At 71.0% G+C, this 12363-nt stretch carries 11 protein-coding genes; all 11 read right to left on the bottom strand.

Going from position 1 to position 12363, the window contains the following annotated elements; all coding sequences use genetic code 11:
- Nucleotides 1–27 precede the first annotated feature (27 nt).
- The 11 genes from nikE to R4I43_RS06820 all read right to left on the bottom strand — a co-directional run bounded on the left by nikE (nt 28) and on the right by R4I43_RS06820 (nt 12323).
- Entirely contained in the window at nt 28–1608 is a 1581-nt protein-coding gene (nikE, locus tag R4I43_RS06870) for an ABC transporter ATP-binding protein (RefSeq protein ID WP_324264684.1), read from the bottom strand.
- On the bottom strand, nt 1605–2504 hold the full coding sequence (locus tag R4I43_RS06865; protein ID WP_324264683.1) for an ABC transporter permease: 900 nt from the start codon (nt 2502–2504) through the stop codon (nt 1605–1607). Before R4I43_RS06865 ends, nikE begins: the two co-directional genes overlap by 4 nt.
- Complete coding sequence (locus tag R4I43_RS06860; protein ID WP_407691211.1) at nt 2501–3538, bottom strand: ABC transporter permease; 1038 nt, start codon at nt 3536–3538, stop codon at nt 2501–2503. The genes R4I43_RS06865 and R4I43_RS06860 overlap by 4 nt, the downstream gene beginning before the upstream one ends.
- 4 nt (nt 3539–3542) lie before the next feature.
- Nucleotides 3543–5336 (bottom strand): ABC transporter substrate-binding protein, encoded by a 1794-nt coding sequence (locus R4I43_RS06855; protein ID WP_324264682.1) that lies wholly within the window; start codon nt 5334–5336, stop codon nt 3543–3545.
- Nucleotides 5337–5469: 133 nt separating this feature from the next.
- On the bottom strand, nt 5470–6192 hold the full coding sequence (locus R4I43_RS06850) for an Imm1 family immunity protein (RefSeq protein WP_324264681.1): 723 nt from the start codon (nt 6190–6192) through the stop codon (nt 5470–5472).
- A 125-nt stretch (nt 6193–6317) separates the two neighbouring features.
- Nucleotides 6318–6944 (bottom strand): TetR/AcrR family transcriptional regulator, encoded by a 627-nt coding sequence (locus R4I43_RS06845; protein ID WP_324264680.1) that lies wholly within the window; start codon nt 6942–6944, stop codon nt 6318–6320.
- 123 nt (nt 6945–7067) lie between these two features.
- Entirely contained in the window at nt 7068–7880 is an 813-nt protein-coding gene (locus R4I43_RS06840) for an enoyl-CoA hydratase/isomerase family protein (RefSeq protein ID WP_324264679.1), read from the bottom strand.
- A gap of 49 nt (nt 7881–7929) precedes the next feature.
- Nucleotides 7930–8139, bottom strand: a complete 210-nt coding sequence (locus tag R4I43_RS06835) for a helix-turn-helix domain-containing protein (protein ID WP_093260265.1) — start codon at nt 8137–8139, stop codon at nt 7930–7932.
- 188 nt (nt 8140–8327) lie between these two features.
- Complete coding sequence (locus R4I43_RS06830; protein ID WP_324264678.1) at nt 8328–9956, bottom strand: ABC-F family ATP-binding cassette domain-containing protein; 1629 nt, start codon at nt 9954–9956, stop codon at nt 8328–8330.
- 184 nt (nt 9957–10140) lie between these two features.
- The gene (locus R4I43_RS06825; protein ID WP_324264677.1) at nt 10141–10815 is read right to left on the bottom strand and encodes an acVLRF1 family peptidyl-tRNA hydrolase; all 675 of its coding nucleotides are present in this window, start codon (nt 10813–10815) and stop codon (nt 10141–10143) included.
- On the bottom strand, nt 10812–12323 hold the full coding sequence (locus R4I43_RS06820) for a deoxyguanosinetriphosphate triphosphohydrolase family protein (RefSeq protein WP_324264676.1): 1512 nt from the start codon (nt 12321–12323) through the stop codon (nt 10812–10814). Before R4I43_RS06820 ends, R4I43_RS06825 begins: the two co-directional genes overlap by 4 nt.
- Between the last annotated feature and the right edge of the window lie 40 nt (nt 12324–12363).

Genomic DNA, 12363 nt, shown 5'->3' with positions numbered 1-12363 from the left:
CGCCCGGTCGATGTGGACCAGAACCGGCTACGCCACCCGGCGGGTGGTGCTCGGGACCGCCGCGAGGAGGGTCTTGGTGTAGTCGTGCTGGGGATCGAGCAGGACCTGCTCGACCGTGCCGAGCTCGACGATCTCGCCCTGGTACATCACCGCCACGCGATCGGCGATGTTCCACGCGAGGCCGAGGTCGTGGGTGATGACCAGCGTCGACAGGCCCCGTTCCACGCGCAGGCCCAGCAGCAGCGAGAGGATCTCGCCGCGCACCGTGGCGTCCAGCGACGCGACCGGCTCGTCGGCGACGAGCACCTCCGGCTCCAGCACCAGGGCCCCCGCGATCACCACCCGCTGCCGCTGACCTCCGGAGAGCTCCTGCGGGAAGCGCGAGAAGAACTCCTCGGCCGGCCTCAGCTCCGCCGCCTCCAGGGCCGCGGCCACCCTGCCCGGTTCGTCGTCGGTGATGCCGTGGATCCGCAGCCCCTCGGCCACCGCCTCGTACACCGTGTGCCGGGGGTTGAGCGCGCCCGTCGGGTCCTGCAGCACCAGCTGGACCTTGCGGCGGTAATCGCGCAGCGCCGCGGCCCCGGTGGGCAGCACCGCACCGCCGAAGCGCACCGAACCCCCGGTCGGCCGCTGCAGTCCGAGCAGCGTGCGCGCGAGCGTCGTCTTCCCCGAACCGGATTGGCCGACCAGCGCGACGATCTCGTTGCCGCCCACCGCCAGGTCGACGCCGCGCACCGCGCGCACCGCCTTGCCGGACCGGGCGCGGAAGGTGACCTCCACGCCCTCGGCCGACAGCAGCGGCTCGCCGGCCGAACCTCCGCCGGTGAGCCGGAACCGCGCATCACCCACGGTCGGGAACGCATCGGCCAGCGCCCGGCTGTGCTCGTGCTGCGGACGGCCCATCACCTGCTCGGTCGGGCCGTGCTCGACGACCTCGCCCCGGTACATCACCGCCAGCCGCTCGCAGGTCGCCGACAGCACCGAGAGGTCGTGGCTGATCATCACCAGGGCGATGCCGCGCTCGGCGACCAGGCGCTTGAGCAGCTCCAGCACCTGCGCCTGCACCACGACGTCCAGCGCGGTGGTGGGTTCGTCGGCGATGACCAGGCGCGGCTCGCAGGCCAGCGCCATCGCGATCATGACGCGCTGCTTCTGACCGCCGGAGAGCTCGTGCGGGTAGGCGCCCGCCCGGTCGGCGGGCAGCTCCACCTGGGCCAGCAGCTCGGCGACCCGCTCGCTCAGGTCGCCCTTGCCGCCGTGCAGCCGGATCGGCTCGGCGATCTGCTCGCCGATGGTGCGCACCGGGTTCAGCGCGTGCATCGCGCCCTGGAACACCACCGACGCACCGGCCCAGCGGACCGCGCGCAACCGGCCGAAGCTCATCTCCCGGACGTCCTCGCCGTCGAGCAGCACCTCGCCCTCGACGCGGGCGGTGCGCGGCAGCAGCCGCAGCACCGACATCGCCACGCTCGTCTTGCCGCAGCCCGACTCCCCCGCCAGGCCGAGCGTTTCGCCCGGTTCCAGGCTCAGGTTCACCCCGGACACCGCGGGTTCGGGCGCGCCGCCGTAGGTGATCGACAGGTCGCGCAGTTGCAGAATCGGACTCACCGTCGCCCCCGCAGCCTCGGGTTGAACACCGCTTCCAGCGCCCGGCCGCAGAGCGTGAAACCGAGCACCACCAACACGATTCCCAGGCCGGGAGGCAGCAGGTACCACCAGGCGCCGCCGGTGACCGCACCGGTGTCCATCGCCGATTTCAGCATCGTTCCCCAGGAAACCCGGCTGGGATCGCCCAGACCGAGGAAGGACAGCGTGGATTCGGCGATGATCGAGCTGGCCACCGCCAGCGTGGTGTTGGCGAACACCAACGGCAGCACGGCGGGCAGCACGTGCTTGACGATCACGTGCCCGTGCCCGGCCCCGAGCGCGCGGGACCGTTCGATGTAGGGCCGCGCCTCGATGGTCAGCGTCTGCGCGCGCACCACCCGCGCGGTGTGCGGCCAGGAGGTCACGCCGATGGCCAGCACGATCGTCCACAGCCCGCGTTCGAGCACCGTCGACAGCGCGATGGCCAGCACCAGCGACGGCAGCACCAGGAAGAAGTCGGTGAACCGCAGCAGGATTCGCGAGGTCCAGCCGCCGAAGTGGGCCGCCAGGACCCCGACCAGCGCGCCGATGAGCACCGACAGGACCGCCGCCGACAACCCGACGACGAGCGAGACGCGCGCGCCCCACCACGTCATCAGCAGCACCGATCGCCCGGATTCATCGGTGCCCAGCGGGTGTTCGGCGCTGGGCGCCTGCAGCGCCTCCCCGGTCGCGCGGGTGACGTCCAGCCCGGCGGAGTCGGTGAGCAGCGGTGCCAGCAGCGCCAGCAGCACGATCGCGACCAGCAGCACCAGGCCCGCCAGCCCGGCCCGGTCGGCGCGGAAGATCCGCCAGCCCTCGGCCAGGCGCTGCTTGCGCCGCGCCCGCACGACCTGGGAAGCGGTGGGGGCGGTCATGATTCACGCACCCGGGGGTCGATGACCCGGTAGAGCAGGTCCGCCAGCACGTTCATCACCACCACGCTCCCCGCCAGCACGATGAAGATGCCCTGCAGCAGCGGAAGGTCGGGCACCCGCAGGGCTTCGAAGGTCAGCAGCCCCAGACCAGGCCAGGAGAACACCGTTTCCACCGTGATGGCACCGGCGACCACCAGCCCGAGCCGCAGGAAGATCAGCGTCACCGCGGGCAGCAGCGCGTTGGGCACGGCGTGCCTGCTGCGCACCAGGTCCTCGCGAAGTCCCTTGGCGCGCGCGGTGGTCAGGTAGTCCTCGCCCATCTCCTCCAGCAGCGAGGAGCGCATCACCATCAGGTATTCGGCGTAGATCACCGCGAGCATCGTCAGCACCGGCAGCACCATGTGGTGGGCGACGTCCAGGACCTGCGGCAGGAGCTCCGGTGGCGTGTCCGGGTCGGAGATGCCGCCGACCGGGAACAGCCCCGGGATCGGGCCGACCCCGACGCCGAAGGCCATCAGCACGATCAGGCCCAGCCAGAACGTCGGCACCGACCACAGCGCCAGCGCCACCGAGCTGGTGGTCTTGTCGAACGCGCCGCCGTGCTTCCACGCCGCGCGCGAACCCATCCACAGCCCCAGCACGATGGCCAGCACCGTGGCGGTGCCGACCAGCAGCAGGGTCGGGCCGATGCGCTGCACGATCAGCTCGCCGACCGGGCGGCTGTAGGTGTAGGAGGTGCCGAGGTCGCCGCGCAGGAGGTTGCCCAGGAAGTCCAGGAACTGCTTCCACAGCGGCTGGTCGAGGCCGAGCCGTTCGCGCAGGTCGGCGATCTGCTGCGAGGTCATCGGAGCGCCCCGGGTCATGGTGCGCACCGGGTCGCCGGGCATCACCCGGAACAGGAAGAAGCCGAGCACGGCGACCAGCAGCAGGCTCACCAGCCCGCCGCCGATCTTGCCCCCGACGAAGCGCAGGAGCCGACCGCCGTTGCCGGCGGCCGGTTCCTGGTCGTCCACAGTGGTCAGCAGGTCGGACACGCGGTCACTCCCGCTCGTCGGCGGTGGCCCGGCGGCGGACGACGACCACCACGCCCACCAGCACGATCACCACGACCAGGCCGCCGAGGCCCCAGGCGACGGTGGCGTAGTTCGTGCCGCCGGAGCCCTTGATCGCCTGCTCGGTCGGCTCGGCGCCGTAGTAGCCCCAGTAGCCCTGCTGGCCGGTGATCACGCCCTCGGTGGCCGGTTGCAGGGTGAACCCGCTGTACCGGTCGGTGCGGTGGGCCTCCAGCGAGTTCGCGTAGAACAGCACCAGTCCGGTGGCCTGGTCGTAGAACCGCGACTGCAGCTGCTTGACCAGGTCGATCCGCTTGGCGGGGTCGAACTCGGCGAGCTGCTTGGTGTACAGGTCGTCGTAGACCGGGTCGCACTGCAGGGTGTCCGGCGTGCCGTTGCCGTCGGGCGTCGGGCGGGCGCCGCAGGTCTGCAGCCGCAGCACGTAGTCCGGGTCGGGGTTGGCCGACCAACCGCTGATGACCATGTCGAAATCACCCGCGGTGGTGCGGTCGTTGAGCTGGTTGTCCGACACCGGTTGCAGTTCGACGTTGATGCCGAGGTCGGCGAGCCAGCGCTTGACGAACTCGCCGACCTGCGAGTCCATCGACTCGTCGCCGTGCAGCACGAAGTCGAAGTTCAGCGGTTCGCCCTGCGGCGTGCGGCGGATGCCGTCGGGGCCCCGGGTGTAGCCGGCCTCGTCGAGCATCCGGTTCGCCGCGGCCGGGTCGAAGGTGCGCGGCTGCGGCGGGTTCCAGTGGTAGTCGTCGAAGATCGGCGGCAGGTATCCCCCGCCGACCTGGCCGTACCCGCCGAGCACCCGGTCGACGAGCGCCTCGCGGTCCACGCCCAAGTCGATGGCCTGCCGGACGCGGAGGTCCTTGAGCGCGGGGTGGCCGGTGCCGATCGGCTGGTTCTCGCTGTTGGTGGCACCGGGGTTGAGGATCACCTCGTAGAACCGGCGGCCCTGGCCCTTGACCTGCTTGACGTCGGCCTGGCCTTCGAGCGCGTCGAACTGCGCGGGCGTGAGCTTCTGGACGACGTCGACGTCGCCCTTCCGCAGCGCCTGCACCGCGGCGTCACTGTTCTTGAACTGGATGAACTGCAGCTCGGCGACCTTCGGCGCGCCGCGCCAGAACCCGGGGTTGGCGGTGAGCGTGACGTCCTGCTCGGGCCGGTATCCGGTGAGCACGTAGGGCCCGCTGCCGACGATCGGCATCTGGTCGTTGGCGAAGTTGGCGACGTCGGTGACCTTGGACCACACGTGCTCGGGCACGATCGGCGCGTCGATGGCCAGCATCGTGGCCTGCGGGGTCTTGGTGCGGATGACCAGCGTCGAGTCGTCCGGCGCGGAGACGGTCTCGAAGTTCTCCACGAAGTTCCCGTTGGCGGTGGCCGCCGCCGGATCGGTCATCATCCGGTTGTAGGTGTAGGCGGCGTCGCGCGCGGTCACCGGCCGACCGTCGGACCAGGTGACCCCGGGACGGATGTGGAAGGTCCAGATGAGCTTGTCCGGTGTGGACTCCCACCGCTCCGCGAGCTCCGGTTCGACCCCGAAGTCGTTGGCGTTGTAGGTGGTCAGCGTCGGGTAGATGGCCCGGAAGATGTCCGTGGCCGCCAGCGAGTAACCCAGGAACGGGTTGAGCGAGTCGATCTGCTGCTGCAGTCCGACGCGCAGCGCGGCGCCCTCGGGTCGGTCCCCGTTCTCCTGTGCCGACACCGGTGCGGGCAGCAGGAAGCCGACCAGCAACGCGGCCCCCAGCGCGACGAGTCGTCTACGCACGTGTGGCCCCCTTCATCCTCGCGCGAATGGAAAGAAGGAACCACCTTCAGCTGCTGTTAGTCAATGCTTAACCACCGGTTGTCGCGATCTCGCGTCGCAGGAGGGCACGAAACCGTGACCCGGGGCCACGGAACTACAGGTCGCCCCAGCGGGCTGGTTGCCATTGGACGCATTTCGGCTTGGCGCCCGTCCGGGTGAACTCGTCGAGGGCGGCGCGAAGTTCGCGGAACGGCAGCACCGCGTTGCGCGGGAACTTCAGGGTGCTGCCCGCGTCGAAGGCCAGCGCGGGCGCGTCCGGCGACGGCTGCGGGTTGCAGGTGTGCCAGGACGTCATCTCGCCCTCGGCGTCCTCCTCGGTGAAGTTGAGGACCCCGAGCTCGTTCTCGGCGTCGGTGACGATCCGGATCTGCTCGTACGGGCCGGGCGCGTCGGGGTCGGCGTGCGGCCGGTCCCAGACGTAGATGTGCCCGGCGGCGGGACTCGTGGAGCGCAGCAGCTTGTCGACGAGTTCGGCCTTGTCGTCCTCGTTCTGGGCGTAGTGCCGTTCGCCGTCGACGACCGCGGTGGTGACGGTGACGCCGAGTTCGGTGTTGCGGGCGCCGATCGCCTCGGCCTTGAGACCTTCCAGGCAGGTCCGGGCCTCGGTCAGCGCCTTCATCGCCGCGCCCTGGTGGTAGACCAGATCACCCCAGTACGGGTGGCCGAGGACCTTGTTGAGGTCGTCGTAGACGGCGCGGGTGTCTTCGATCAGCTTGTCCAGGGCATCGACCGGCACGTCGGTCAATCGCGCGAAAACCACCGCGGGCGCTTCCAGCGGTGCGTGCGGGTCGGGCTCGTCCTGTGCTGGATTCGACATGCCTTCCCTGCATCCACTTCGATCACGGGCACCAGCGCGGGCGCCCCAAGCCCAGCTCGTTCCCATTGAGGCTACCGCGCGTCATCTCGCGGTCTCGCAGCGCATCCGGTTGATCTTCGGCTCGATCAACCGGCCCAGTCGCTGAGCACTTCCAGCTGGTGCTCGTCCCGGGTGGCACCCAGGGTCAGCAGGGCGCGGGTGAGCCCGTCGGCGTCGTCGAGCCCGAGGTCGTCGACGAGGTCACCCGGCAGGCTCAGCGCCGACAGCGCGACCCCGAGCATCCCGGCGTCGAGGAGTCCGGCACCGCGCCTGCTGATCCGCCGGCCGACGGCGGCGTGCAGCTGGACGGCGGTGTCGACGCCGGCGCGGCTGATCTCGCCGAGCAGGGCGCGCACCTCCGGGTTGCGGACGGCTTCGAGGTGCAGTTCGAACAGCGCGAGGAACTGGGCGCGGGCGTTGCCCGACATGCGGCGCAGCATCGCCGCGTACAGCGCGGTGACGTCGTCGGGGCCGATGTCGTCGGGAATGTGGTCGCAGAGCGCTTCGAGCGCGGCGACGTGCCGTTCGGCGAGGTAGTGCGCGATCGCCTCGAACAGGGCGTTGCGCGTCGGGTAGTAGTTCTTGGTGGTGCCCTCCGGGACCCGCGCCTCGCGGTCGATCGCGCGATGGGTCAGCCCGCGGCCGCCGTCACGTGCGAGCACCTCGATGGCGGCGTCGGCGAGCAGTTCCCGACGGTTTCCTCGCTGCGTCATGCATCCCCTAGATCTCGCTCGAGTTGACCAAGATCCTATCCCCGCCACCACGGCAGTGGTGCTAGGGCACGCGGGGATGTTGCGCACGGGCGTTATTAGCAGCGGGTGATCAGCAGCCGATGATCACCGCACGACGCCGAGCTGCTGGGCGAGCTCGGTGATGCGGCGCAGCTGCGCGGCGCGCTCGGCCGCCAGCTGCTGCTCCGGGTCGACGGCCTCGTCGGCCAGCGCCAGCAGCGACAGCGTCTCGCGCACCGCGCCTTGCGGTGGCGCGGACACCGCCTCGACCAGGCTGTCCACCGCCGATTCCAGCGCATCCGGTTCGACGACCTGGTTGGCCAGGCCGATCCGCAGCGCTTCGTCCGCGGCGACCTCCCGCCCGGTCACGCAGATCTCCACGGCGCGCGCGTAACCGACCGCGCGCACCAGCGGCAGCGTGCCGCCGAGGTCGGGCACCAGCCCGAGCCCGGTCTCGGCCATCCGCAGCCGCGCGTCGGTGGCCAGCACCCGCAGGTCGCAGGCGAGCGCCAGTTGGAACCCGGCGCCGATCGCGTGCCCTTGGACGGCGGCGATCGTCACCCGGTCCGGCTCCCGCAACCAGCTGAACGCCTGCTGGTAGCCGGCGATCTCGGCGTCGGACTGCTCGGTGGGGCGCTCGGCCAGCGCCACCAAGCCCGGAGCACCGTCAACCCCGTCGGGGCTGAACATCCTCCGGTCCAGCCCGGCCGAGAACGCCCGGCCGGCTCCGCGCAGCACGACGACCTGGATCTCCGCACCCAGCGATCGGCCGATCTCCCGCAGCGCCTGCCAGGTGTGCGGGGTTTGCGCGTTGAGCTTGTCCGGGCGGTCCAGCGTGATGGTGGCACGCCGCCCGTGGATCGTGAGCCCCACACCGCCACGATCCAACAGGCCGGCGTCCACTACCGACTCCGCCAAGCGGACCTCCAGTTTTGACGGCTCGGCCTGGAACGACCGGCCGTCTAGTTCACTTCTTCTTGGACCGGGTCGCTCCCCCGCGGCCACGCAACTGCACGCCTGATTCGCTCAGAACCCGGTGCACGAAGCCGTAGGACCGACCGGTCGACTCCGCCAGTGCGCGGATGCTCGCCCCCTTCTCGTACTTCTTCCTCAGATCACTGGCCAGCTTGTCGCGCGCGCTTCCCGTAATGCGCGCGCCCTTCTTCAGCTCAGCCACGGTGTCCCCGCCTTCCCTCTGAGCAGGTCGGGCCTCGCGACCCCTGTCAGCGCAATGATCGAACAGGAAAGGCCCGAACGCCAGGCGATCATGGAAAAAAGATCGGCCATCGGTCGAGATGTGCGCGCGGCGATCACCGGAATGCACTAATCCATCCGTAGTAGCCCACCGGCGAGGTACACGGAGCGCTACGCCAACTGGACCAGTTCCAGGTATTCGGCTGACCAGTGGTCCTCGGTGCCATCCGGCAACAGGATGACCCGTTCGGGCTCGAGCGCTTCCACGGCGCCCGGATCGTGCGTGACCAGCACGACCGCGCCGGTGAAGTTGCGCAGGGCGTCGAGGACCTGCTCGCGGCTGGCGGGGTCGAGGTTGTTCGTCGGTTCGTCGAGCAGCAGCACGTTGGCCTGGCTGGAGACCAGCCCGGCCAGCGCGAGCCGGGTCTTCTCACCTCCGGAGAGGGTGCCGGCCGGTTGCTGCAGCTGCTCGCCCTGGAACAGGAACGTGCCGAGCAGGTTGCGCAGCTGCTGCTCGGGGGCGTCCGGCGCGGCGGTGCGGACGTTCTCCCAGACCGTGGCGTCGTGGTCGAGGGTTTCGTGCTCCTGCGCGAAGTAGCCGATGCGCAGGCCGTGACCTGCGACGACATCACCCGAATCGGCCTTCTCCTGGCCGCCGAGCAACCGCAGCAGCGTGGTCTTGCCGGCACCGTTGAGGCCCAGCACGACGACCTTCGAACCGCGGTCGATGGCCAGGTCCACGCCGCTGAAGATCTCCAGCGAGCCGTAGGACTTGGACAGGCCGTCGGCGGTCATCGGCGTCTTGCCACAGGGCGCCGGGTCCGGGAAGCGGATCTTGGCGACCTTCTCCTGCGCCTGCTCGGCCTCGGCCGAGGCCAGCAGCTTCTCGGCGCGCTTGGCCATGTTCTGCGCGGCGACGGCCTTGGTGGCCTTGGCGCGCATCTTGTCGGCCTGCGTCATCAGCGCCGAGGCCTTCTTCTCGGCGTTGGCGCGCTCGCGGCGGCGGCGCTTCTCGTCGGCGGCGCGGGCGTCCTGGTAGCGGGTCCAGTCCATGTTGTAGACGTCGGCCTCGCCGCGGATGGCGTCGAGGAACCACACCTTGTTGACCACGGCCGCCAGCAGGTCGACGTCGTGGCTGATGACCACCAGGCCGCCGTCGTGGTTCTTCAGGAAGTCGCGCAGCCAGTTGATGGAGTCGGCGTCGAGGTGGTTCGTCGGCTCGTCCAGCAGCAGCGTCGTGGCCGAGCGGCCGCCGGGACCGGCTTCGGAGGCGGCGAACAGGATGCGGGCGAGCTCGACGCGGCGGCGCTGACCACCGGAGAGCGTGCTCAGCGGCTGGTTGAGCACCCGGTCCGGCAGGCCGAGGTTGCTGCAGATCCGCCCGGCCTCGCTCTCGGCGGCGTACCCGCCGCGGGCGCCGAAGCGCTCCTCCAGGCGGCCGTAGCGGTTGATGGCCTTGTCGCGCTCCTTGTCGTCGACGAGCTCGGCCATCGCGGTCTGCGCCTTCTCCATGTCGCGCAGCAGCTGGTCGAGGCCGCGCGCGGACAGCACCCGGTCCTTGGCGCTGACGGTCAGGTCGCCTTCGCGCGGGTCCTGCGGCAGGTAGCCGAGCTCGCCGCGGCGCGTGACGTCACCGGCATGCGGCTGGCCCTCCCCCGCCAGGACCTTGAGCGTGGTGGTCTTGCCGGCGCCGTTGCGGCCGACCAGGCCGATCCGGTCGCCGGGCTGGACGCGCAGGGTGGCGTCGGAGAGCAGGATGCGGGAACCGGCGCGCAGTTCCAGGCCGGTGGCTGAGATCAAGGAGAACTCCGGGTAATAGGTGGTCTGCGTGGCATGGATGCGCCCACCTGCGATGAGCCGGTGGGCGTGCGGGGCGCGGAACTAATCGACGCGCGGCGTGGCGCGCGAACGCACCAGGAATCGCTTGCTGACCACGTCTCAACTGTACCGGGCGCGATCCAGCGAATTTCGGTTGCGGTGAACCTCACCTCGGGTCGCGGATCTCGATCTCCACGGCGATGGCGCGCCCGGCGGCCTCGTCGAGGACCGCGCGGCGGGGTTCGGGCACGTCGAGCACGCGTTCCTCGGCGCGGTCGAACAGCCTGGTCAGCCGGTTGTCCTCGCGCAGCGCCTGCAGGGCCTGGCGGTCGCCGCCGAGGACGAGTCCGTCGAGCTCACCGGCCACCGGCAGCAGCGTCCTGGCGACGGCGTCGGCGGCCGAGGCCAGCGAGCGGGCCGACTGGCCCTCGCGGCGACGCGCGAAGCGCTGCTGCGACCAGCCGCCCGCCTTGTTGCGGCCGTGCACCAGGTGCCGGTCGGTGCTGGAGGACTCCACGACGCCGTCCACCGCCACGCCGACGCTGTGCGCGCCGAGCCGCACCAGCACCAGCCCGATGCGCCGGGACGCCGAGACGTGCTCGACCAGCGACGACACCGCCAGCCCGGACCGCTCGCCGTGCGGCGGCGGGAGCTCGCCGAAGGGCACCCGCACCGCGGCCGTGGCACCGTCCACGGCCGTGACCAGGACCTTCCTCGGTTCCAGCAGCGTGGTGGCCGCACCCTCGTGGTTCCTGGCGAAGCGCTCGAACCACCCGGCGACCCGGGCCGGCGCCACCTCCACCGCGCGTCCCCCACCCGCGAGCTCGCGAACCCTGCTCATAGGACGAAAGTGTCGTTCCAGAGCTGGGTGGTGCGGCCGGAGACGGCCTCCAGCAGGGCTGCTGCTTGGTCGTCGGTGAGGGAGGCGACGAAGTCGATCACCGCTCGGCCGCGGGCCAGGGTGGCCAGGTTCGCGCCGGGCGGCAGCAGCTCGGTCGGCAGCTCGTCGAACTCCTGGCGGGCCAGGTCGAACAGGTCGCGCAGCCGGTGCGGGGCCACCTCGACCTCGTCGATCAGCCACTCGTCGAGGGCCTCCACCAGGTTGCTGATCAACCGGTCCTGGCCGCGCTGGTGCAGCGCGAGGTCCGGGCGTTGCAGCACGAAGTGGCGGTGCACGAACTTGAGCACCTGCACCTCGTGCCACTGCTCGGGCGCCAGCGCCACGTGGGCGGAGCGGGGCTGGACCGACTCGTCGACGCGGATGCCCTCGACCAGCCGCCGGGTCCAGTCGCCGGAGAACCGCACCACCGCCTGCTCGGCCTGCTGGGAGCGGTCGAAGGGCATCTCCAGCAGGTTGACCGCCAGGTCGGTGCGGACCTTCTTCACCGCGTCGGCGAAGGCCTCGTCGTCGGCGATCCAGGCGTCCTTGGCGTGGATGCGGCGGCGCAGCAGCTCCAGCGAGGCGCCGGGCCGGGAGTCACCTGCCGCGACGTGCTCCTCGGCGGCGAACTCCATGCTGTGGCCGAGCCATTCCTGCAGCTCGTGGTGCACGGTGGTGAACTGCAGGATGCCGACGCGGTGGAAGTCCTCCAGGTCGTGGATCGCGTAGGCGATGTCGTCGGCGGTGTCCATGATCGACGCCTCGACGGTCTGCTGCCACTCCGGCACCAGCTTCTCGAACGGGGCGCGCGCGTCGAGCAGGTCGTCGAGCTCGGTGGAGTAGGCGGAGAACTTCGCCGCGCCGCTGCCGGGCATCCCGGCCGGCTCGGAGGCGCCGCGCGGCAGCTCGGCGGCCTGGCGCGGGACCGGTGAGTGCCTGGTCCAGGGGTACTTCAGCAGCGCCGAGCGCACGGCGGCGGTCAGGTCCAGGCCGTTGCCCTCCACGCCGCGCACGTCGATGCGGGTGACCACGCGGTAGGTCTGGGCGTTGCCCTCGAAACCGTCGGGCAGCGCGAAGCGCTCGCGCGCCAGCCGGTCCAGCACGCTCTCCCCCAGATGCCCGAACGGCGGGTGCCCGAGGTCGTGGCCGAGCCCGGCGGCCTCGACGACGTCCAGGTCGCAGCCGCCCAGCCCGTCGAGCTGTGCGCTGGTCACCGGGTCGGCCAGCAGCCGTTCGGCGATGGCGCGGGCGACCTGGGAGACCTTGAGGCTGTGGGTGAGCCGGTTGTGCAGCAGCAGGCCCGAGCCCGAGGGGCTGACGACCTGGGTGACGCCGCCGAGCCGCGCGAAGAAGGCCGAAGCCGAGATCCGGTCGCGGTCGGCGCGGAACGGGCTCGCGGCCAGGTCACCGGGCATCGTGCGCCCGGTCCGGTCGCTGCGGCGGGCTGCGCGTGGTTGCACTTCCTCCATAGCGGTCACGTTATCGGCCAGCCACCACGCGCGGCCCCGG

The organism is Saccharopolyspora mangrovi (assembly GCF_035320975.1).
GTDB classification, from domain to species: Bacteria; Actinomycetota; Actinomycetes; order Mycobacteriales; family Pseudonocardiaceae; genus Saccharopolyspora; species Saccharopolyspora mangrovi.
Note: the sequence above shows the minus strand (reverse complement) of the source record. Positions and strands in the feature narration are given on the sequence as shown.

Coding starts and splice junctions, on each gene's coding strand:
- R4I43_RS06850 (WP_324264681.1), bottom strand. CDS start 6,192: ATGTCGAATCCAGCACAGGACGAGCCCGACCCGCACGCACCGCTGGAA.
- R4I43_RS06865 (WP_324264683.1), bottom strand. CDS start 2,504: ATGACCGCCCCCACCGCTTCCCAGGTCGTGCGGGCGCGGCGCAAGCAG.
- R4I43_RS06825 (WP_324264677.1), bottom strand. CDS start 10,815: ATGAGCAGGGTTCGCGAGCTCGCGGGTGGGGGACGCGCGGTGGAGGTG.
- R4I43_RS06845 (WP_324264680.1), bottom strand. CDS start 6,944: ATGACGCAGCGAGGAAACCGTCGGGAACTGCTCGCCGACGCCGCCATC.
- R4I43_RS06820 (WP_324264676.1), bottom strand. CDS start 12,323: ATGGAGGAAGTGCAACCACGCGCAGCCCGCCGCAGCGACCGGACCGGG.